17 protein-coding genes are annotated in these 21,620 nt (G+C 45.4%); 5 read left to right on the forward strand and 12 right to left on the reverse strand.

Going from position 1 to position 21,620, the window contains the following annotated elements; all coding sequences use genetic code 11:
* Window positions 1–57 precede the first annotated feature (57 nt).
* Window positions 58–1,671: a diguanylate cyclase gene (locus Q7V21_RS06505; protein WP_304916505.1), complete on the reverse strand. Its 1,614-nt coding sequence runs from the start codon at window positions 1,669–1,671 to the stop codon at window positions 58–60.
* A 251-nt stretch (window positions 1,672–1,922) separates the two neighbouring features.
* Window positions 1,923–2,558: a LysE family translocator gene (locus tag Q7V21_RS06510; RefSeq protein WP_304916506.1), complete on the reverse strand. Its 636-nt coding sequence runs from the start codon at window positions 2,556–2,558 to the stop codon at window positions 1,923–1,925.
* Window positions 2,559–2,694: 136 nt separating this feature from the next.
* Between Q7V21_RS06510 and Q7V21_RS06515 the strand changes: the two genes are divergently transcribed.
* Window positions 2,695–3,387 (forward strand): hypothetical protein, encoded by a 693-nt coding sequence (locus Q7V21_RS06515; protein WP_304916507.1) that lies wholly within the window; start codon window positions 2,695–2,697, stop codon window positions 3,385–3,387.
* Between the two features lie 64 nt (window positions 3,388–3,451).
* Here Q7V21_RS06515 and Q7V21_RS06520 read toward each other — a convergent pair whose 3' ends face one another.
* The 3 genes from Q7V21_RS06520 to purL form a co-directional block, all read right to left on the reverse strand.
* Window positions 3,452–3,901 (reverse strand): RT0821/Lpp0805 family surface protein, encoded by a 450-nt coding sequence (locus tag Q7V21_RS06520; protein ID WP_304916508.1) that lies wholly within the window; start codon window positions 3,899–3,901, stop codon window positions 3,452–3,454.
* Between the two features lie 122 nt (window positions 3,902–4,023).
* Window positions 4,024–6,189, reverse strand: coding sequence for a diguanylate cyclase (locus tag Q7V21_RS06525; protein ID WP_304916509.1), 2,166 nt, complete (start codon window positions 6,187–6,189; stop codon window positions 4,024–4,026).
* Between the two features lie 77 nt (window positions 6,190–6,266).
* The gene (gene purL, locus Q7V21_RS06530) at window positions 6,267–10,151 is read right to left on the reverse strand and encodes a phosphoribosylformylglycinamidine synthase (protein WP_304916510.1); all 3,885 of its coding nucleotides are present in this window, start codon (window positions 10,149–10,151) and stop codon (window positions 6,267–6,269) included.
* Between the two features lie 81 nt (window positions 10,152–10,232).
* Between purL and Q7V21_RS06535 the strand changes: the two genes are divergently transcribed.
* The 4 genes from Q7V21_RS06535 (at window position 10,233) to Q7V21_RS06550 (ending at window position 15,244) form a co-directional block, all read left to right on the forward strand.
* Entirely contained in the window at window positions 10,233–10,670 is a 438-nt protein-coding gene (locus tag Q7V21_RS06535) for an RDD family protein (RefSeq protein WP_304916511.1), read from the forward strand.
* 84 nt (window positions 10,671–10,754) lie between these two features.
* Window positions 10,755–11,183, forward strand: a complete 429-nt coding sequence (locus tag Q7V21_RS06540) for a hypothetical protein (protein WP_304916512.1) — start codon at window positions 10,755–10,757, stop codon at window positions 11,181–11,183.
* Window positions 11,180–12,427 (forward strand): hypothetical protein, encoded by a 1,248-nt coding sequence (locus Q7V21_RS06545; RefSeq protein ID WP_304916513.1) that lies wholly within the window; start codon window positions 11,180–11,182, stop codon window positions 12,425–12,427. The genes Q7V21_RS06540 and Q7V21_RS06545 overlap by 4 nt, the downstream gene beginning before the upstream one ends.
* Window positions 12,428–12,433: 6 nt before the next feature.
* A complete protein-coding gene (locus tag Q7V21_RS06550) occupies window positions 12,434–15,244 on the forward strand; it encodes an EAL domain-containing protein (protein WP_304916514.1) in 2,811 nt (936 codons plus the stop codon).
* On the opposite strand, the gene Q7V21_RS06555 is transcribed toward Q7V21_RS06550, so the two are convergent.
* Genes Q7V21_RS06555 through apbC form a run of 7 tightly spaced genes read right to left on the reverse strand, consistent with a single transcriptional unit; the run spans window position 15,241 to window position 21,597 of the window.
* Window positions 15,241–15,420, reverse strand: a complete 180-nt coding sequence (locus Q7V21_RS06555; protein ID WP_304916515.1) for a DUF2835 family protein — start codon at window positions 15,418–15,420, stop codon at window positions 15,241–15,243. The two genes, Q7V21_RS06550 and Q7V21_RS06555, sit on opposite strands and share 4 nt — an antisense overlap.
* Before the next feature lie 25 nt (window positions 15,421–15,445).
* Window positions 15,446–15,883, reverse strand: coding sequence for an HIT domain-containing protein (locus tag Q7V21_RS06560; RefSeq protein ID WP_304916516.1), 438 nt, complete (start codon window positions 15,881–15,883; stop codon window positions 15,446–15,448).
* On the reverse strand, window positions 15,883–18,534 hold the full coding sequence (gene pepN, locus Q7V21_RS06565; RefSeq protein WP_304916517.1) for an aminopeptidase N: 2,652 nt from the start codon (window positions 18,532–18,534) through the stop codon (window positions 15,883–15,885). Before pepN ends, Q7V21_RS06560 begins: the two co-directional genes overlap by 1 nt.
* A 4-nt stretch (window positions 18,535–18,538) precedes the next feature.
* Complete coding sequence (locus Q7V21_RS06570; RefSeq protein WP_304916518.1) at window positions 18,539–18,856, reverse strand: NGG1p interacting factor NIF3; 318 nt, start codon at window positions 18,854–18,856, stop codon at window positions 18,539–18,541.
* Between the two features lie 5 nt (window positions 18,857–18,861).
* Complete coding sequence (locus Q7V21_RS06575; RefSeq protein WP_304916519.1) at window positions 18,862–19,899, reverse strand: WD40 repeat domain-containing protein; 1,038 nt, start codon at window positions 19,897–19,899, stop codon at window positions 18,862–18,864.
* A gap of 7 nt (window positions 19,900–19,906) precedes the next feature.
* Window positions 19,907–20,473: a dCTP deaminase gene (gene dcd, locus Q7V21_RS06580; RefSeq protein ID WP_069295167.1), complete on the reverse strand. Its 567-nt coding sequence runs from the start codon at window positions 20,471–20,473 to the stop codon at window positions 19,907–19,909.
* 41 nt (window positions 20,474–20,514) lie between these two features.
* Window positions 20,515–21,597 carry an iron-sulfur cluster carrier protein ApbC gene (apbC, locus tag Q7V21_RS06585; protein ID WP_304916520.1) on the reverse strand — a complete coding sequence of 361 codons (1,083 nt, stop codon included), beginning with the start codon at window positions 21,595–21,597 and terminating at the stop codon, window positions 20,515–20,517.
* Between the last annotated feature and the right edge of the window lie 23 nt (window positions 21,598–21,620).

Below are 21,620 nucleotides of genomic sequence, written 5' to 3' on the forward strand. Positions count from 1 at the left end.
GCAATGCTGTTGGGGAATGAGCCTCCAGCAGTGGTGACTATGAAAGATCAACATACCCTAGGGTAATTCCCGGTGTATTTCATGATCTGATTTTGATATAGGATGAATTTCTGCATCAGCCAAATTATAAACCCTGTTGCGTCCGCGATTTTTGGCCTGATAAAGCGCTTTATCCGCTTGATAAAATAATTCATCCAAATGACTGTTACCGTCCCACTGAGCGACTCCGAGACTGACTGTTATGTTGATCTCGTGCTCACGATAACGAATGTTCAGTGATTCAATGGCTACGCGAATACGTTCGGCAACAGCATTGCTCGTATCGTAGTCGGCCCCTGAAAGAAAGATCAAAAACTCTTCGCCCCCCATACGGCCAAATAAATCTCGGGGTCTTATGGCTTGGCTGATAGGTTCAACAATTTCACGCAACACTTTATCACCGGCGTCATGCCCCAGATTGTCGTTAACCATTTTGAAATGATCTATATCAATCATGATGGCACTGGCAGTCTGACCATCCAATCGTAAACGTTTTAATTCACGCGCAACTTCACTAAGAAAATGTCGACGGTTGGCAATGCCGGTCAGCTCATCCGTGGCTGCACTCTTCGCCAGTTGATCATTGGCTTGTTGCAATGCTTGATTGACTTCCTTTAACGCCAAGGTACGTTCGTTAACACGCTCTTCAAGAAACAAATTCTGTGCTTTTAACGCGTTTTCATGGCGTTTCAGCTCATCGCGCTGCTCGGCTATTTCCTGAATTAACAACGCTAGTCCAATCGAAACAATGGCGATAATGGCAAGATATTCTTGAGTAAGTAAAACTGCATCTTGCGGCGAATTCACTATCAGTGGATGGGTACCGCGAAGCAAATGTTCCACAGCAAATACTGTAATTAATGCAACAGTGGACGAGGCCCCGGCAACACCAAGCCGAATTGCCGCAACAATACCCAGAAACACCAACCAAATGGGGGTAAAAAACAAATAAGAACTATCATATCTTTCAATGTTAAGGCTTTGATAACCGATGATAATCACCACCAGCCAGAGTAATACTGCTTCCAGCAAAAAATGTAATTTAAAGTGTGGAAAACCAGCTTGTTTCCAACGTGCCAATACGACAATCAATGGGGTGAATACCAGCATCGCCAGCGCATCGCCAAACCACCATATTTGCCATAGGCTCATATAACTGGTGTCAGTTCTGCCTAATGAAACATATACTGCCCCACCTAACATACCAGCGATACAAGCCGACAGAAATGGTCCAAATACTAAAAAATAAGCACCGTCTTTTAAGCGATTGAAATTAAAATTCTGCCCGGTTTTACGTCGAATACAAAACGCTGCAAATGCGACTGAACAAATATTGATCAATGCAAAATACACCGCGTACCAAAATGGAAAGGAAGGGGTGGCTGCAATTAATTCGGCAATAATGCCTGCTACTGCAATAAAGGGAAGATAACGATGTGAATAAATTAAAAAAGCAGAGAGCAAAATCGCATTAGGCGGCCATAAAATAGCGATTCCTTCCGGCGTAATGGTTTGGTGAATAGCGATTAAGGCAGCCAAATAATAGGCAATACCAACCAACAGCATTGCTTTAATGATGGGCATATCGAGATATCGCCGAAGTGGTAAAGCGTATTTAAAACCAGTCATCATCAGTCAGACTGATAAGGGTTATAAATTAGAGAACATCAACGATAAGGTCTTTATCGCCAGATAATTCGCTATAAAAGTCCTATAAATCATTGTTCCCCCCACTTCGTTATAAAGGCACACCACTATATTTTAGAAATGCCTTTTGTATCGTTTATAACAAAAGCGAGAAAATATTCCCACTAAACCGTGTTTAATAAGTGTTAACGGTAAATGACTATCCTCGGCGCATCGTTATGCTAAGTGTGTTTTTTTTAATTCAACCACATAGAAAACAGCATCGTCACAGCTACCATCAATATGAATATGGCGGCCACTTTATTAAAACGATACTGTTGGTCGACGAGATAAATTTTGGCTGACTTAGCTGCCAGATAGGCATAGATAACCTTTACCCCGCCAACAGAAAATAATGTCAGCAGATAAATAACTGCAATATCCAACAACTTGAGCTGAGTCAAATCCATCCATGCTGGGAAAAACCCCATATAAAACAAAATAGCTTTGTGATCGGCCAATGTCACAGCAACACCCAGCAAAAAGCTGGATTTTAACGATACGGATGTTTCGTGTGTCAGATGGGCTTGTTGCTGAAGCGCCCCACACCATATCCGCCTTGCCAGCCAGAATAAATACCCGGCAGCCAGCAAACGGATAAGCAACTCCCATTTACCTAGCCATGGCAACAATAGTGTCATACCAAACAGGGCAATACTGATAAACAGAATATCTACCAGTAAAATTCCCAAGGCCACTGCAACACCATGTCTGAAACCATATACTGCAGCTCTTGTCGTCACGATCAGCACGCTGATACTTGGGATAGCGGCCAGTATCGACAGGCTGACAAATAAAGCCACAACCGCTGACAGCGTTAAATTTAATTCCATTTATAAAAACTTTGCTCAAAGATGGGATAAAAATATTCGCAGTTATCAGCGTTTCTATCAATCTCAACAGGATTAGCTCTGTTAATCTGCCAGTTAATACGTTTCCATTCTGAGCAAACACCTTTCATTGATAACGATGACCAATTATCCTCAAACCTTAGCTGCTGTCATACTGAGATTAGGTGCTAATACATTTCGATGTATCTCTGCATTGGGAATAGTATTGTTTATAACCAGCTGTTCGCCGTTAGCCCCCGCGCCGCCGTTAAGTCAGACTAATATCTGTCATATTTTTCAACAGCAGCCACGCTGGTATGACTATGCCAAAGCCACAGAGCAAAAATGGGGAACATCTGTTGCCACCCAAATGGCTTTTATCCAGTTTGAATCCAGCTTTAATAGTCATATCCGACCACCATCAAAAAAAATATTGGGATTTATTCAATGGAACCGACCATCCTCTGCCTATGGATATGCCCAAGCACAAAATCCGGTGTGGCGCGAATACTTAGCTGATAACGCCAGCCCGCTGGCCAGGCGCACCCATATGAGATATGCGACGGACTTTATTGGTTGGTATAACCAGCGTACTCAGCGCATGGTGAATATTAGTCTGGATAACCCAACCCATTTGTATCTGGCTTACCATGAAGGTCAAACCGGCTACCGTCGAGGCAGTTATCAGAAGAAACCTCAGGTAATACATACCGCACGTGAAGTGGGTGAGCGTGCTAGGTTATATTCTCTGCAGCTTGCTCAATGTGAACATGAATTCCAATGTCGGCAGTTTTATCAAATTGGCCCTTTCTGTAAGAAAAGCGCTATTTAGCGCATTAGGGTCATAAAAAAACCGACTTACGTCGGTTTTTTTGATTAACTTTAATGATTAAAGCTTACTGGTTAACCCATTCACCACGTGAGTTACGGCAGGCTGTGCCTTTAACCACGTCACGCTTGCCGTCAATATACACATCCATTTCATACTCGCGGCATGGGCCACTTTGTGAATCGTAAGTACGCGTCGGTGTCACTGAATATTGTGCACCAGTATCTGGATTGCTCCAGGAATTAGCACGTCCGGTCGGGGTATTCTCAAAGGTTTCGTAGGTACGACGTCTATCCAGTTCGTCCATTTCACTACCGATATGGCCACCCACCATGGCACCGAGAATGGTACCGCCAATGATGGCTGCTGTTCTGCCTTTACCACCGCCAATGTTTGAACCGAGTACACCACCGGCAACACCACCTACCCCGGCACCGACATTTTGTTTACTCATCTGGCAACCAGATAGTCCAACAGTGACTACCGCTGCGAGGACAATTATAGAAAGGCGTTTCATACGTGCTCCTTGTAATTATTATTTATAAACGAATATGTCATATGACTGCATTTTAACGGATAAAATTCTGTATTAACGGGATGAACTCCCACCTTTACAAAAAATTTCACTTTTCAAACAGATTAAGATTCTCTGTGAGCGGTAACTTCTACCCGATTTCTTCCCGCTTGTTTTGCCCGATACAGAGCTTTATCGGCCTCTTGTACAAACAGATCGGGCATTTTACTCTTTCCATCCCAACTACTGATACCAATTGAAATGGTCAGTCTGCCTAAATCCTTTTGCTGATAAAGAATAGGGGTAGATGCGGTTTTCTCCAGCAATGATTTTGCTCGCTCCAATGCATCCTCAACATTCGCTGACGGCATCAATACAACAAATTCTTCCCCCCCGTAGCGACAAGGTATATCCGTCTCACGAAAATGTTCCAGCATTAAGGAAGCTACTGCCCGTAACGCCATATCTCCTGCTTCATGACCATGTAGATCATTAAATTGTTTGAAATGATCGATATCACAAATCAGCAGAGAAATTGCTTGCTGATGTCGCCCGGCAAGCTGAAGTTCTCGTTGCAAAGCATCATCAAAAAAACGTCGGTTTTTTAAACCGGTCAACGCATCTTCAAATGACATGACATGCAGCTGCTCTCTCAGCTTGATACCACTTAATGTCACACTCAACCGGTCAATCGCACGCGAAATAAACAATTCGATGGACTGACAGGTCTCCGGAGTCTGAGTAGAAATATCCAGTAATTGAAAAGTAACAAATGTCTGTTTACCGAACTGCAGATCATCAATGTCGATTCTGTATTTATCATCAAGAGCTGTACTGGGGGATAAATAGGCAAACTCATCAAACATGTTTACACGCAGTTGTATCGGAGCAAAAACCTTGTGTAAATCCTGACAGATTATATTACCAGCGGCTTGCAGACTTTGACTCGGTTCCAATCGACTGATCAGCGTTTCAAGCCGCAGACTAAAATCATTGACTAACGCCAACTGATTTGCCCGCTGTTGTTCCTGCAGCACATAACTTTGTAAAGATGCCGTTCGTTCGGTAACCCGCTGCTCTAGTAATACATTTAACTCAGCTAATGCCTGCTGAGTTTGTCGATATTGGCGAAGTGAAATAATCACCAAGACCAAAGCAAAGATTAATGCCCCATAAGCAAGCGGGAAATTGAACCAGGGCACCAGATCATGAGCAACCAACATATCGATCAGGAAAAAAATGGCATAAACACCGAATGCGCCCATAACCATTCGTTGTTCGATCTTCATTACATAAAAATAACGTACACAAAACCAAGCCATGGCCATCAAAGTCATGACAAATAACACGTCAAAAATCGGGTAGAAAAATCCCAGATGCCAGACACCGGATAATGACAATACCAAGCAAAGCACCACATACACCATATGCATTTGGGCAATACGCAGCATTAGCTTGCCGCTTTTTTCAGAAAACCAGTAATTTAAAATCAATGCGATAAAAATCGGGATTGAAAAATACGAGATCGCGGCCAGATAAGTTTTGGCCAGCGGCGCATAAATCAATAGTTGTAATGCCTGACTTTCACCTAATAAATTGCCGGCACTTGCCAGCGAGAATAATCCAAGATAAATAAATTCTCGGTTATCGCCGCGCATCAGTGAAAAAGCAAATGCCAGCAAGGCGATAAAGAAAAAAAACGCCGCAATAATTAAATCGTTATGCGAATTATTCAATATATTGAGCAAGGCTTCTGAGCGTTCAAGCAGTTTCTTTTCACCCCATAACCCAATATCGGTGTAGTCAGAATAAATCCGAAAATATAATGTCCGACCGGAAAAATCATCCGGCAAACCAATCATATGCCAGGGCCACCCTGCATATTCACCCTTTCCATCAGCATCAAATTCACCAAAACGATAAACCAGCTGCTGATCGAGATAAACCTCGGCAATTAAATCAATGCTGGAGATAAAAACGACTGGATCGATCAACCTGGCCTCTGGCAATTCAGTGCGGTACCAGATATTTGTTCTACCCTGCCGATCCGGTGGGTAAGCAGGTTTGGCTATGTTATGCCAATCAGCATGCTGTATCTGGTCTGGCATGGTCCACTCGGGCTGCCCATCGATAAATGGTGAGTCGCCCCAGCGATATTGCCAATTTTCGAGATCGTGTTGTACAGACGTTGCTGCAAAGACCAGTCCTTGATGGATTGCCAACATGGCTAGTAACAGCAGCCATGGTAAACGTCCTGACAGTAATAATTTTGGAATACGCAAATCACTCATGGCTGGCTAAGCAAAACACTTTAGGATCTGTTGATAAAAAAATACCCCTTCGATAAATCAAAGGGGTATCCATTGTTTTAACCAACCCAACGTCGGGCATTATGAAACACCCGTATCCACGGTGCGTCCTTACCCCAGTCATCCGGATGCCATGAATGCTGAACACTGCGGATCACCCGCTCAGGATGTGGCATCAGAATCGTAACGCGGCCATCTGTGGTAGTGAATCCAGTATGGCCATTTTCCGATCCATTTGGATTAAATGGATAGCGCTCAGTAGGCTGGCCATAGTGATCAACAAAGCGCATTGCCACCAGGGCATCATTCATGCTGCCACCTTCAGAGAAATCAATGCGTCCTTCGCCATGCGCTACAGCAATCGGCATGATCGATCCGGCCATACCCTGTAACAGAATCGATGGCGACTCGGTAATTTCAACTAAAGAAAAACGTGCTTCAAACTGTTCAGAAAGATTACGGCTGAAACGTGGCCAATGTTCACTGCCAGGAATCAGTGATTTGAGTTGTGACAACATCTGACAGCCATTACATACACCAAGTGAGAAGGTATCTTCACGGGCAAAAAAGGCAGCAAACTCATCGCGTGCACGAGCATTATGCAATACCGTACTGGCCCAGCCACGTCCTGCTCCCAATACGTCACCGTAAGAGAAACCACCACAGGCAACCAGACCTTTGAAATCAGCCAGAGAAACCCGGCCTTCCACAATATCACTCATATGCACATCAACGGCGGTAAAGCCCGCATGATCAAATGCTGCAGCCATTTCCAGCTGACCATTCACGCCCTGCTCTCGCAGAATCGCCATTTTCGGCCGATGTCCACTGATAATAAACGGCGCGGCTACATTCTCGGTTAAGTCGAAACTCAGCTTGGCATGTAAACCAGGATCCTGCTGATCATCCAGTGCTGCAAATTCCTGTTCGGCACAATCCGGGTTATCGCGCAAAGCTTGCATACGGTAACTGGTTTCTGCCCAGAATTTTTGCAATACCTGACGGCGTTCATTTAATACTTCCTCACCGTTCACACTGATGTGAATCGCCTGGTCAGTTGTTACATCACCGATAAGATGGCTATGTTTGTCTAACTCAAACTGCTGCAACAGTTCCAATACAGCATCTTGATGTTCAGCTTTGATTTGGATGACTGCGCCCAGTTCTTCGTTAAACAACACCGGCAAGGCTTCACCCAAACCATTGAGGTTGATATTCAGACCGCAATGACCGGCAAACGCCATTTCACATAAAGTCGTAATAAGACCACCATCACTACGATCGTGATAGGCCAGCAACAAGTTATCCTGTTTCAGCTGTTGCATTGCTGCAAAGAAGTTTTTCAGATTGCGTGCATCATCAACATCCGGACCACGATGACCGACCTGATTGTAAACCTGTGCCAAAGCAGATGCGGCCAGACGATTATGTCCATGCCCCAGATCCAGATAAATCAACAGGGTTTCGCCCAGCTCAGTTCGCAATTGTGGTGTTAAGGTTTTGCTGGCGTCGATCACTGGCGCGAAGGCACTGATAATGAGTGATAACGGTGAGGTAACTGCTTTGGTTTCACCGTTGTCATCCCAGACGGTTTTCATCGACAGCGAATCTTTACCCACCGGAATGGCAATACCCAATTGTGGACATAATTCCATACCAACCGCTTTGACCGTATCGTATAGCAACGCATCTTCACCGCTGTGACCACAGGCCGCCATCCAGTTGGCTGACAATTTGATATCACTGATTTTTTCGATATCGGCAGCGGCAATATTAGTTAATGCTTCACCAATCGCCATGCGTCCTGATGCCGGAGCATCAATTACGGCTAATGGCGTACGTTCGCCCATCGACATGGCTTCGCCCAGCAAGCCGTGATGGTCGGCCAATGTGACTGCACAATCGGCAACTGGTACCTGCCATGGTCCCACCATCTGATCGCGGGCAACTAAACCGGTAATGCTGCGATCACCGATAGTGATCAGGAAGTTTTTGCTGGCGACTGTCGGCAGTTTTAATACTCTTTCCAACGCATCACTGACGGTAATACCTCTGAGATCCAGTTCCGGTTTCGGTTTGCTGTGATGTTTGACATCCCGCAGCATTTTCGGCGGTTTGCCCAGCAACAGTGATAATGGCATATCGATCGGATTATTCTCGAATTGCGCATCTCCCAGCAACAAATGCTGATCTTCAGTGGTTTCGCCGACGATCGCCCACGGGCAACGCTCACGTTCGCAAATCGCCTGAAACAACTCGACATCTTCCGGATTCACCCCGAGTACATAACGTTCCTGTGATTCGTTACACCAGATTTCCATTGGCGACATGCCCGGTTCATCGTTCGGGATCACCCGAAGCTCAAAACGGCCACCACGACCACTGTCATCAACTAACTCAGGAAACGCGTTGGATAGGCCACCTGCACCAACGTCATGAATCGAAACAATCGGGTTTTTGTCATTTAACGCGACGCAGCGATCAATGACTTCCTGGCAGCGACGTTCCATTTCCGGATTACCACGTTGCACCGAGGCAAAATCCAGACCTTCTTCACTGGTACCAGATGCGACTGATGACGCTGCACCGCCACCCAGACCGATCAACATGGCTGGACCACCAAGCACGATCAGTTGAGTGCCTGGTTGCATAATATGTTTTTCAACATGTTGTGGACGAATACTGCCAAGACCACCGGCCACCATGATTGGCTTATGATAACCACGCACTTCAAAACCATTATCTGAAGGCACTTTGGCTTCATAGGTACGGAAATAACCACACAGATTAGGGCGACCAAATTCATTATTAAATGCCGCGCCACCTAATGGGCCATCAATCATGATTTGCAATGCTGATGCGATACGGGCCGGTTTGCCGTAGTTGGCCTCCCAAGGTTGTTCAAAACCGGGGATCTGTAGATTAGAAACTGAAAAGCCGGTTAAACCTGCTTTAGGCTTGGAACCACGACCAGTTGCACCCTCATCCCGAATCTCACCACCGGCACCGGTTGCTGCACCGGGAAATGGCGAAATAGCAGTTGGATGATTGTGGGTTTCCACTTTCATCAGGATATGCTGTTGCTCGCCTTCGTAGCAGTAGTGGTTATCATTCATATCCACTTGGAAGCGATGACTGCGCGGGCCTTCAATAACTGAAGAATTATCGTTATAAGCTTTGACTACCCCTTCAGGATGTTGCTCATGGGTGTAACGAATCATATCGAACAGGCTGCGATCCTGTGTTTTGCCATCAATGATCCAGTCAGCTTTGAAAATTTTATGACGGCAATGCTCAGAGTTGGCCTGAGCAAACATCATCAGTTCTATATCGTTAGGGTTGCGATTAAGCGCAGAGAAATTATCAAACAGATAATCAATCTCATCATCTGCGAGTGCCAGTCCAAGTGTTTGATTGGCTTCAACCAGTGCCTGACGACCACCATTAAGGATATCAACAGACAATAATGGTCTGGGCGCTGTGTGCATAAACAATTGTTCAGCGTCTTCTTCATTATCAAACACGCTTTCGATCATACGATCATGCAGTTTTGCGGCAATTACTGAACGTTGTTCGCTGGTCAGCGTTGAATTACTGCTGACATAAAAAGCAATGCCACGTTCTACGCGGACAATATCGGTTAATCCGCTGTTATGCACAATATCGGTAGCTTTACTCGACCAAGGAGAAATAGTGCCCGGACGTGGGGTAATCAAAAACAGCTTTTCCTCGGCTTGCACATTGCTGCTGCCTTTGTTGGCTTCAAGCATTTCGCTGAGCGTGGCAAGATCCGCTTCGTTAAGTTGACCGTCACTTTCCAGTTCAGCGAAATAGTGATATTCACTTCTTAACGCACTCACAGAGGCAACTTCAGCGCGGATGGCGCGCAGCAATTTTTCAATTCGGAAAGCAGAGAAAGCCGGACGGCCAACCAATTGCAGCATTTGAAACCCAATTCAGAGAAAATTAAAGCGATAATGATACTTTATACGCCCGAATTCGCCCAATAAAATTGAGCCTTTGTTATGACCAAAAACTTATCTGTAACCCGTAAACCTGGCCCATTCAGACTGCTGGGAGTAATGCTTTATGACATTATGCTGCTGGTTTCAGTGCTTATGGTTGCCACAGCAGTTGCTGTCGCCTTTAATGGCGGCGAAGCTATAGGCGCAAACAACCCGTTCTTTTTTATCTACCTTATCGGCGTGGCTTTTGTTTTTTATGGCTGGTTCTGGACCCATGGCGGACAAACGCTGGGCATGCGTGCCTGGCGAATCTATCTCATCAGCGGCAATAACACCGGAATTAGCTGGCAACAAGCGTTTCTTCGTTTCGTGGTCGGCATATTTTCATGGTTACCACTCGGCCTGGGATATTGGTGGCTATGGCTAAGCCCCGACAAACTCAGCTGGCATGATATTGCCTCAGGCAGCTATCTTATTTACAGCCCTAAACAAAAATAAAACTGGATTAGCTTAAATACTATTTTCTTTTCCGTAATCACAAGTTAGTATCAGCCATGCTTGGATAAAGGATAGGTCGAAGCTATGACACAGATTCGCATGGTAAAAATTTGGCTGGTCATAGCACTACTGGCGTTTGCGCCATTACTCAAAGCTGAAACCGTGATTGTCAATCCCATGCTTGACGATCTGCAGTTATCCAAAACCACTCTCCGCGCTATTTTTGCGATGCGTATTTCTCAATGGCCTGATGGCACCCCGGTGAATGTTTTTGTCCTTGATGACGAACATCCCTTACACATCCAGTTTTGTAAATCTCTGCTGGGCATGTTTCCTTATCAATTGAGACGTATTTGGGATCAGCAAGCTTTTTCCGGAACCGGTGTCCGCCCCAATCGTGTCAATGATGAAGCGGAAATGCGACAACGTATAGCGAATACCCCCGGAGCCATTGGTTATATCAGTGAGCCTGAAATAGACGATACGGTTTCTATTGTGAGGGCACCATCATGAAGCTGGCTTTATGGTTAGTTGCAACCGGCCTCGCAGGGCCTGTATTTGCCGATACGAATACCCCTTCACCCTCTCGGTTTCATTGGAATGGCTTTGCCTCTCAGGCCTTTGTTCAGACCTCGGACAATCGCTTTTTTGGGGATAGTGATAATGGCAGTTTTGAATTTACTGAAATTGGCTTGAATGGCAGTTATTTAGTTTCTCCCAAACTACGTTTAGCTGGGCAAATCTTGTCTCGCCGGGCGGGAGATTTATATTCCGGCTCTCCGCAAATAGATTATGCATTGCTGGATGCAACATTATTTTCTTCTGCGCAGAGTACTTTTGGCATGTACTTAGGCCGGATCAAAAACCCAATTGGTCTGTATAACGAAACCCGTGATGTCGCCCATACCCGTGAAGGTATCTTTCTTCCACAAGCCATTTATTTCGACAAAGTTCGAAACCTCACAGTATCGTCAGATGGAATCCATCTTTACGGACGAATTTACCGTGATAGCGGAACATGGTCATTACAAGGCGGTGTTGGTTATCCGATTGTCGATAAAAACTTTGAATATGCCTACATGGGACAGGATTGGGACGGCGAAATACGCAGCAATGATTTAGCGGCTTTTGGAAGGTTACTGTACGAACATAACGGTGGCCGTTGGATTTATGCCTATACCGGTGCCAGTGTTCGTACAGATTTTCGTGCCGGCGCAGCTGATCGAGTTGCCTTCCCTGCAGGTCCGGGATTAAGTTCTGGCAATATTGATATCGACTACAGTGTTTTATCAATGCAATTTAATGGTGAAAAATGGCAGTTCACTACTGAGGTTGCCTTTCAGGCCGCAAGATACCGCAATATTAGTTCTGCTTTTGCAGCGCAGGATTTCAATTCGATTGGTTACTACTCGCAGTTAAGTTATAACTTTAGCCCCAGATGGCAGGGTTTTGTGCGCTATGAAGAGTTCCAACTGAATCATGATGATTGGAATGGCAGTAAAAGAGCCCGTCAAAACCGTGAGGAAAGTGCTTTTCTGGCCAATTTTGGAATTGATCGTTCACCGATACCGGCTCATGCCTATTACAGCAAAACCTGGGCTGTAGGTGGCCACTGGGATGTCACTCCTCAATGGCGAGTACGAGCGGAATATCAATTCATTGAAGGAACAGCGATTTTGTCACCACGAGAAAATGATATGAGCCAGACTGACAAACACTGGAATTTGTTTGCGCTATCCCTTTCTTATCATTTCTAAATCTACATGAATCAACCAGATAGCCCATCACGATTTTTCAGCCTGAAATGGAAATTCGCCCTTTTGTTTGGTGGCTTGCTGATCCTGCTGAATATCAGTTTCCCGATAATGATTTATTGGGATATGCAGCATAAATTTGGTTTCGTACGCGAGCAAATCCAACAGCAATATCACCAGTATCTGGACGGTCAGTTGGAGTCATCTAAAAACGAATTGCAGCGCCTGGCAGAGTTTGTGTTAATCCCTGCCAGCAAGACACCAACAGCCTATGAGTTGCTTGATCTCATCTATAGTCAGCAAAGTGAACTGGAACTGGGATGGAATGTGAGTGTGGCGCATCTATACCGGAGAGATGGGAAATACCTCGGTGGATGGGGATTGGAAGTACCGGAATTCGTCAGTCAATTTGCCGTGCACACTGCTGAAAATGAGACCAGTTACAGTCAGGTCGACTGCCAATATCAATGCCGTCAATATTTGCTTATCCCTGTACTGAGTCAGGATCAGACTGAATATGTGTTGTTGTTAGGTTATGACATTAGCCAGATATTGCTGGCATTTTCCAGTAAAACCGGTGCCGATCTGGCTATTCTTTCCTCTTATGCCGGTGATGAACAAACGCAAGATCGTTACCTGCCAACCTGGGAAAAGTATGTTCATGCATTAAGTCATTTTGAAAGGAATATTGATTACTTACGGCAGTTTGGTGGAATTCATCAACACGATTTCCATCATATGCAAAATCATATTATGCGCCCCACCGGGCTGCCTATCGAATTCCATATGATTCGTCCGCAAGGCAGTGATGACGTGCTGTTTGTCATTATGGAAAATATCAGCGAACAGCAAAAAGAACTTCACCAGTCTTTAGTGCGGAATATCCTGTTTGCCATAGTCAGTATTGTATTGTTGGGCAGTTCGTTGGTGTTATTTATTTCCTCACCATTACGCCGCCTCTCCCGCGTTTCTAAAGCATTACCATTATTGGCAAAACAACAGTATCAGACTGTTCGACAATCTATCAGCCCCCCTCAACACCATCAATCTACCGATGAGTTGGATCTGCTTGAAACAGCAACGGTGTCACTTACCACTCAACTCGAACAGCTTCACAGTTCGGTGGAAATGCAGACGCTGGCATTGCAACAGGAACGGGATTTTGTCAAAAACCTTATTAACACAGCGCAATTAATTATTATCACGCTGGACCAGCAATGTCGCATTACCTCATTCAATCAGTACGCTGAAAAAATTACCGGCATACCAGCCAACGAAATTCTGAATACCCCGATACAAGGATTCTTCTCACCCGAAGAATGGCCGCATATTTATCAGGCACTCACCGACATTAAAGAAAAGCGTTCCAATGTCCAGCAGATGGAGGCCGATTTTATCCACCATAACGATAATGTTCGGGTTATTTCCTGGATGCACTCAAGTCTGAATGTTCAGAATAATGATTCGGTGATTCTGTCTGTCGGCGTTGATATCACCGAGAAAAAACATAATGAAGATCAAATTCTGTGGATGGCCGAACATGATGCTTTAACCGGCTTATATAATCGGTTTAAATTCAATGCTGAGTTTGAACGCATTCTGCTACATGCCGAAAAAGTAAACAGCAACGGCGTATTACTGGTTCTGGATCTGGATCAGTTCAAGGATTTAAATGATAGCTGTGGGCACAATATCGGCGATCAATTGCTGAAACGTGTGGCCCAGGTATTAAGTAAAGTGACTCGCTCTACTGATATGGTGGCAAGATTGGGAGGAGATGAATTTGCGGTTATCCTGCCACAGACTGATTTAAAAGGTGCCGAGCAGTTTTGCAAAAAGATTGCCGTACAGCTGGCTGAATTAAACTTTATCTATCAGCATATTAGTTACCATATTTCATCCAGTATCGGTCTGGTTGAGTTTCCGCTGGCCGATCAAGGAATTGATGCATTGTTAAGTAATGCTGATTTAGCGATGTATCAAGCCAAGGCGAAAGGCAAAAACACTTGGCACACCTTTAACGTTGATGATAAAACCCGCAGTCATCTGCAAAATCGAATTCTTTGGAAACAAAAAATCATTGATGCGCTGGCCGGAAAAAATCAACGCTTTATTTTTCACTACCAACCTATTCTGGATTTGAGCACTAACAAGGTTAGCCATTACGAGGCGCTACTGCGACTTGAGGATGCTGATGGTACTTTGCATATGCCGGGCAGTTTTATTGAAGTAGCTGAACAAACCGGTTTAATTCATCAAATAGATCACCATGTTTTACAAATGGGTTTACACAAGCAGGCTGAGTTTGATCGGCTGCCTGACCCAATGTCACTATCGTTGAATTTATCGGCACATGCGACCTCGGATCCAGAACTCTTGCCACGTTTGAAACGCTTGCTACGAGAAACCGGAGCCAAACCTGACAATCTGATTTTTGAATTAACGGAAACAGCAGCCGTTGCCGATTACGGTCAGGCAAAAGCGATGATGCTGAAAATTAATAAACTCGGTTGTCAGTTTTCACTGGATGATTTCGGGACCGGTTTTGCTTCGTTCCGTTATATGCGGGAACTACCCGTGGCAATTGTAAAGATTGATGGTGCCTTTATCCGGCATATTTGTGACAACCCCGATGACCGTTTGTTTGTAAAAGCTTTAGTGGATGTCGCCAAGGGCATGGGCAAAAAAACTATTGCCGAATTTGTGGAAAATGAAGCTATTTTGACGATGTTAAAAACCATCGGTGTTGACTATGCACAGGGCTACCACATTGGCCGCCCCAAACCGGTTTTATTAGACGATTTAGCTCACCTTGATTAATCGCCAATCCGTTCCAGATTGAGCAATTTGTGATTGTCATCAAAGCGGATTCGGAAACGTCCATGAATCCCTTTTTGTGTAATGAAGCGCCGCACGTGTAAAGCCGGAAACTGCAACGATTGACCTGTGTCTGTTCTGGCTACAACGGCAGAGGCTTCACCACGGTAATAGCGCATAGCCTCTTCCCTATCGACATTAAGTCTAAACGTTAAGACTTTGACCACTAATGAGAAAACCTCTAAACATTTCACTTAAATTACGCAACATAAGCTGTTTGTCAGCTTCATTATAAGGCTCAGCTGTACCCTGCCCCCAAACAGGTTTTGGCCACACCTCATCGGTTTTAAAACGCGCCACATGGTGCACATGTAACTGAGGTACTACATTGCCTAGCGCGGCCAGATTCATTTTGTCGGCCTTGGTCAGCTGCATCAATTTTTCAGCGACCAATGCAGATTCCTGCCACAACATTTGTTGTTCCTGCATTGGTAAATCATACACTTCACTGATATCCAACCGACGCGGCACCAGAATAACCCACGGAAAACGTGCATCATTCATTAATAACAGCCGACACAGAGGCAAATCTCCGACCACAAACGTATCAGCTGCAAGCTGGGGGTGCAGGTGAAATTTCATTAATCCGCCAGATATTTATTAACGATCTCATAAACATCCGATGAGAGATCTTGCTGCTGTGCAATGCTTTGCAACGCTTCACGCATCATTTGCTGGCGTTTGGCATCATAGCGACGCCAGGAGTTAAACGCACCCAACTGTCTGGAGGCCACTTGTGGATTCAGTTTATCTAATACCAGAATCTGCTCGGCCAGAAACCGATAACCACTGCCATCAATTGCATGAAATGCAGCCGGATTATTACGGCAAAATTGCCCAATCAACGCTCTGACATTATTCGGGTTTTTAATGCTGAACGCCGGATGTTTCATCAAGCCTTTAATACGTATCAAGGTATCAGGCAAGCTGGATAAAGCCTGCACAGTCAGCCATTTATCAACAACCTGCCGGTCATGCTGCCATTGTTCATAAAATGCCCGCAAGGCATGTTCACGCTCGATTCCGGCTTGATCCACCATTAACCTCAAACCCGCAAGGGTATCAGTCATATTATCGGCTTGTTTCATCTGCTTCAGACAACGCTGCGTCTGCATTGGGTCGCCCGTTGCCATCAGATAACCCAGGCAGACGTTTTTAAGACTGCGTCGTCCCATATGCTCGGAATCAAACTGATACGGCACATTAGGCAGATTATGTTGTTGATATAAAACATCAAACTGCGTTTTCAAACGGACAGCTAGGGTTTCTTTTACAAACTTGCGAACATGGTGAATGGCATCCACATCAGCAACTGTCATCTGCGCCGCCAGATAATTCTCTGAAGGCAATGTCAGCATACGGGCCACCAAAGCTGGATCCGCCACTTTGTCTTCCAGTACCGCAGCACACTGTTTTACCAAAATTTCAGGTAACTCCAGACTGGTGTTTTGCTGATAGTCGGCAATTAAAGCAAGCATGATTTGGATAAACAGGCTTTGTCCCGCATCCCAGCGGTTAAAGCTGTCTTTCTCGTGTGCCATTAAGAATGCAAGTTCTTCATTATCACGTTCAATCAATAATTTAACCGGCGCTGAAAAGCCACGTAATAAAGAAACTATCGGTTGCTGCTCTACACCGATAAATTGAAAAGTCTGTTCGGTTTCACGCAGTTCAAGTACGCGTGTGTCTGATGCATAAGCTTGGGTTTCACCAACCAGTTGTAATGGCAGGCTTTGGCCATCAGCATTAAGCAGCCCCATTGCTACCGGGATCAGAAATGGCAGTTTTTCGGATTGCCCAGGCGTCGCCGGACAGGACTGACTTAATGTGAGACTGAAGGTTTTATTGGCTGCATCATAGTAATATTTTGCGGTGATTTCAGGCGTGCCAGCCTGGGTATACCAACGTTTGAACTGGGTCAGATCAAAGTGGTTGGCTTCTTCCATTGCTTTGACAAAATCATCGGTGGTGACCGCCTGACCATCATGCCGGTCAAAATACAAATCTGTGCCTTTACGGAAGCCTTCATCGCCCAGCAGGGTTTTGATCATGCGCACGACTTCAGCGCCTTTTTCATAAATCGTGACGGTATAAAAGTTACTGATCTCAATATAGCTGTCAGGACGCACAGGATGGGCCATCGGGCCGGCATCTTCAGCAAACTGTAGACTGCGTAATTGATCGACATCATCAATGCGTTGCACAGCGGCAGAATTCAAATCTGCACTGAACGATTGATCACGCATTACCGTGAAACCTTCCTTCAGGCTAAGCTGAAACCAGTCACGACAGGTCACCCGATTGCCGGACCAGTTATGGAAATACTCATGTCCGACAATGCTCTGAATCGTATAAAAATCGTTATCAGTAGCAGTTTTTGGGCTGGCCAGAACACAAGCGGCGTTGAAAATATTCAGCCCTTTGTTTTCCATCGCACCCATATTGAAATCGTTGACCGCAACAATCATAAACACATCGAGATCATATTCCCGACCATAGGCTTCTTCATCCCAGCGCATGGATTGTATTAATGACATCAGAGCATGATCACATTTATCGTGATTTTCCTTATCCACATAGATCTGCAAGGTCACGTCACGACCGCTGATGGTGGTGAAATTGTCCTGCTGCATATACAAATCGCCGGCAACCAAGGCAAATAAATAACAGGGTTTAGGATGCGGATCATGCCAACGCACCCAATGACGTCCATCTTCCAGTTCGCCCTGCTCTTGCAGGTTACCGTTGGATAATAGAATCGGCCATTTCTGTTTATCAGCAGTGATAGTGACGGTAAACACCGCCATCACATCAGGTCGATCCGGATAATAAGTAATGCGACGGAAACCCTCAGCCTCACATTGGGTACAGACCAATGATCCTGAGTGGTAAAGCCCTTCCAAAGCCGTGTTTTGATCTGGATGAATTTCGGTCACAATCTCCAGCTGAAATTTTTCCGGCAATTGCGGCAAAATCAACTGTGTATTGGACCGTTGAAATTCTGCAGCAGTTAACAAACGGCCATCCAGCTTGATACTGATAAGCTGAAGATGTTCACCATTTAGCACACAGTCTTCCCCTGGTCCTTTCGGATTACGTCGCATATTCAGAATGCTGGTGACTCGGGTGGTTGACGCATCCAGATCAAAATGCAAATCAACGTTATCGACCAGATAGGAGGGAACAGTGTAATCCGCAAGACGAATGGTTTGCGGGGACGCAGGTGCGTTCATTAAATTAAAAATCCTCTTGATTAACTAGCCAGTACTGATAAGCAGGCTCTTCATATGGGTGGGCAAGTTTCAAAGCTGAGACAACGGCTTTGATGGTGTCGTTCGTACAAATCGTTTCAACCCGGTACTCATTAACCAGTTCAATTTTTCCGCTTTCACCAATAAACGGCTGACTACCCGATAAAGGGCGGAACTGACCAGTGCCCAGAGTTTCCCAACTGCAAAACTCATAACCTTCAAATTGTCCGGCACCAGCATTAAAAATGGCTTCTTTAACTAATTCTTTATGACTGTCAGGGACAAAAAAAACCAGTTTGTACATAACTACTACCTCCACTGCCACTGCTGAGCTTCGCCGGTGCCGGCAATGCTTAATACCGCACTGTCGTTAGCAATAAAAGACACCGCCTGGATGACCATACCGGGGTTAAGTGGATTTTGTCTGGTCACTTTCCAGCAACGTAATTTGTCGCCTTGCGGCAGCTGCCAGACACAAATGCGCTCTGCAGCATGTCCGGTGACCAATAACATGCCATCCTGAGAAAAATTAACGGCGGTGGTTGTAGTTGTAAATACCGGAAAATCCGGAATTGGCATTGATTTCGGCCATGCGGAACTGCGTAATTGAGATTGTTGACTGCCATCAGTTAACGACCAGAGATAGGAATGGTCATTATCAGCGGCAGTGAAGACAAATCGGCTTTGTGGATCAAATTTCACCAGATTCACATTATTGCCATGTAGCCAGTTTTGCAATTGCTGGCCGTTTTGCAGATCCCATAGTCGAGCCGTTCTATCATCACCGCCGGTTAACGCTGTTTTTCCGTCAGGTGAAATAGCCACCGCATTAATGGGATGATTTACCGGGGAATCCACCGCCGCACCATCGTGTTCAAATACATGGCGTACCCGGTTAGCCTTGATATCAAAATAGACCGCTGTACTGTCAGCCAATGCCAACAACAGAAATTGCCCATTGGGTGAAATATCCAGCGATTTTATCCGTAATGGAAAAGTCAGCCTGTTTTCCGGCATACCACTTTGGGTGTTCCACAACATAACCGTATCAAACTCGACGGTCGCCGCCACCGGACTGGATTTGGCTAATGCCACCGAGGTACTGCGAATAGTTTCTTTCTGTTCGCTTTGCCAGCTGTATTTCACCTGATTGCTTTGTAAGTCCCAGAGCCTGGCTGCCGCATCTACATCAGCGGATAATAGAAACTGACCATCAGCTGAAAAGGTCGCAGCATAACTGCCTTCGCTATGCTGCCATTGATTGGTTTGTTGTGGTTGACCTTCACAGCCGCTAAGCATAAGCAGCAGCCCCGGTAAAATGATTCTGCTGATGCTTTGCACGGCCATATCTCTATCAGGATTTCGGTAAAGTCACGCCCTGCTGACCCTGGTATTTACCAGCTCTGTCAGCATAAGAGGTCTCACAGACTTCATCAGATTCAAAGAACAACATTTGTGCAACGCCTTCATTGGCGTAGATTTTGGCCGGTAAGGGTGTGGTATTGGAAAACTCCAATGTTACCTGCCCTTCCCATTCTGGTTCTAACGGCGTGACATTTACAATAATGCCACATCTGGCATAAGTAGATTTGCCCAAACAAACCGTTAACACGTTTCGCGGGATTTTGAACGATTCAATAGTGCGAGCCAAGGCAAAAGAATTTGGCGGAATAATGCACACATCTGATGTGATATCCACAAAACTGCTGGCATCAAAGTTTTTCGGATCGACAATTGCTGAATTGATATTGGTAAAGATTTTAAACTCGGTGGAACAGCGTACATCATATCCATAGCTGGAGGTGCCATAGGAAATAATGCGCTGTCCTTCACGTTCACGTACCTGACCTGGCTCAAACGGCGAAATCATGCCGTGTTGTTCTGCCATGCGGCGGATCCATTTATCTGATTTTATGCTCATAGTCCGTCAGTTAAGCTCAAAAGATGTTGATGATAGCCTGATTAGTCGTTCTTGATAACTATATTCGGGAATGCAGCGGCATAATTTTTACCCTGCATCGCCAGATTAGCCGCAATACGACGGGCAATTCCACGATAAGCCATGGCAATGTCACCGTCCGGATCTTTTACCACTGTCGGCTGACCATTGTCGGCATCTTCACGAATATGAATATCCAACGGCAAACTGCCCAGCATATTGACACCATATTGATCAGCCATCGACTGCCCGCCACCAGCACCAAAGATATGCTCTTCATGGCCACACTGGCTGCAAATATGGGTGCTCATATTTTCAATCACGCCTAACACTGGAACTTTCACTTTCTCAAACATTTTCAATGCTTTACGGGCATCTAGTAAGGAAATATCTTGTGGTGTCGTCACGATAACCGCTCCACTGACCGGCACTTTCTGTGACAAGGTCAACTGAATATCGCCGGTACCAGGTGGTAAATCGATAACCAGATAATCCAGTTCTTTCCAGTTGGTGTCGCCCAGCATTTGCTGTAAAGCCTGGGTCACCATCGGACCACGCCAGATCATCGGCTCTTCTTCATCAATCAAAAAGCCAATCGACATGCTCTGAATGCCGTAGCTTTCAATTGGCTCGATTGATTTGCCATCAATGGATTCAGGGCGTTGGGTGGTGCCCAGCATACGCGGCTGGCTTGGACCGTAGATATCTGCATCCAGAATACCTACCGTGGCACCTTCAGCCGCCAGAGCCAGTGCCAGATTGACCGAGGTCGTTGATTTACCTACGCCGCCTTTACCTGACGCAACTGCAATAATATTTTTGACATTTTCCAGTGCTGGCACACCCTGCTGCACTTTATGTTTTACGATTTTAGTAGTGATGTTGACGCTGACATTTGTTGCGCCATCAGCTTCAATCAATTGTTTAAGGTTCTGTGCCAGTTCAGCCGCATAACCTTTGACTGGATAGCCTAAAGTCACATCGACCTGCGTCTGATTATCGTCCTGCGATACTTTGACCGTGGCGCGGGTATCGCCGAATGTTATCAGTGTTGATGGATCCTGATAATTTTTGACGATTTCCTCAATTTGCGCGGGGCTAGTCATGCATGACTCCTGTAATTTTTTTA

It is taken from the genome of Methylophaga sp. (assembly GCF_030651745.1).

Excerpts from the sequence above, each read along its gene's own strand:
- pepN (WP_304916517.1), bottom strand. The coding sequence starts at position 18,534 with ATGAACGCACCTGCGTCCCCGCAAACCATTCGTCTTGCGGATTACACT.
- Q7V21_RS06505 (WP_304916505.1), bottom strand. The coding sequence starts at position 1,671 with ATGATGACTGGTTTTAAATACGCTTTACCACTTCGGCGATATCTCGAT.
- Q7V21_RS06560 (WP_304916516.1), bottom strand. The coding sequence starts at position 15,883 with ATGAAATTTCACCTGCACCCCCAGCTTGCAGCTGATACGTTTGTGGTC.
- Q7V21_RS06520 (WP_304916508.1), bottom strand. The coding sequence starts at position 3,901 with ATGAAACGCCTTTCTATAATTGTCCTCGCAGCGGTAGTCACTGTTGGA.
- Q7V21_RS06550 (WP_304916514.1), top strand. The coding sequence starts at position 12,434 with ATGAATCAACCAGATAGCCCATCACGATTTTTCAGCCTGAAATGGAAA.
- dcd (WP_069295167.1), bottom strand. The coding sequence starts at position 20,473 with ATGAGCATAAAATCAGATAAATGGATCCGCCGCATGGCAGAACAACAC.
- Q7V21_RS06525 (WP_304916509.1), bottom strand. The coding sequence starts at position 6,189 with ATGAGTGATTTGCGTATTCCAAAATTATTACTGTCAGGACGTTTACCA.
- Q7V21_RS06510 (WP_304916506.1), bottom strand. The coding sequence starts at position 2,558 with ATGGAATTAAATTTAACGCTGTCAGCGGTTGTGGCTTTATTTGTCAGC.
- Q7V21_RS06545 (WP_304916513.1), top strand. The coding sequence starts at position 11,180 with ATGAAGCTGGCTTTATGGTTAGTTGCAACCGGCCTCGCAGGGCCTGTA.
- Q7V21_RS06515 (WP_304916507.1), top strand. The coding sequence starts at position 2,695 with ATGACCAATTATCCTCAAACCTTAGCTGCTGTCATACTGAGATTAGGT.
- Q7V21_RS06570 (WP_304916518.1), bottom strand. The coding sequence starts at position 18,856 with ATGTACAAACTGGTTTTTTTTGTCCCTGACAGTCATAAAGAATTAGTT.
- Q7V21_RS06535 (WP_304916511.1), top strand. The coding sequence starts at position 10,233 with ATGACCAAAAACTTATCTGTAACCCGTAAACCTGGCCCATTCAGACTG.
- Q7V21_RS06575 (WP_304916519.1), bottom strand. The coding sequence starts at position 19,899 with ATGGCCGTGCAAAGCATCAGCAGAATCATTTTACCGGGGCTGCTGCTT.
- Q7V21_RS06555 (WP_304916515.1), bottom strand. The coding sequence starts at position 15,420 with ATGCGCTATTACCGTGGTGAAGCCTCTGCCGTTGTAGCCAGAACAGAC.
- Q7V21_RS06540 (WP_304916512.1), top strand. The coding sequence starts at position 10,755 with ATGACACAGATTCGCATGGTAAAAATTTGGCTGGTCATAGCACTACTG.
- purL (WP_304916510.1), bottom strand. The coding sequence starts at position 10,151 with ATGCTGCAATTGGTTGGCCGTCCGGCTTTCTCTGCTTTCCGAATTGAA.
- apbC (WP_304916520.1), bottom strand. The coding sequence starts at position 21,597 with ATGACTAGCCCCGCGCAAATTGAGGAAATCGTCAAAAATTATCAGGAT.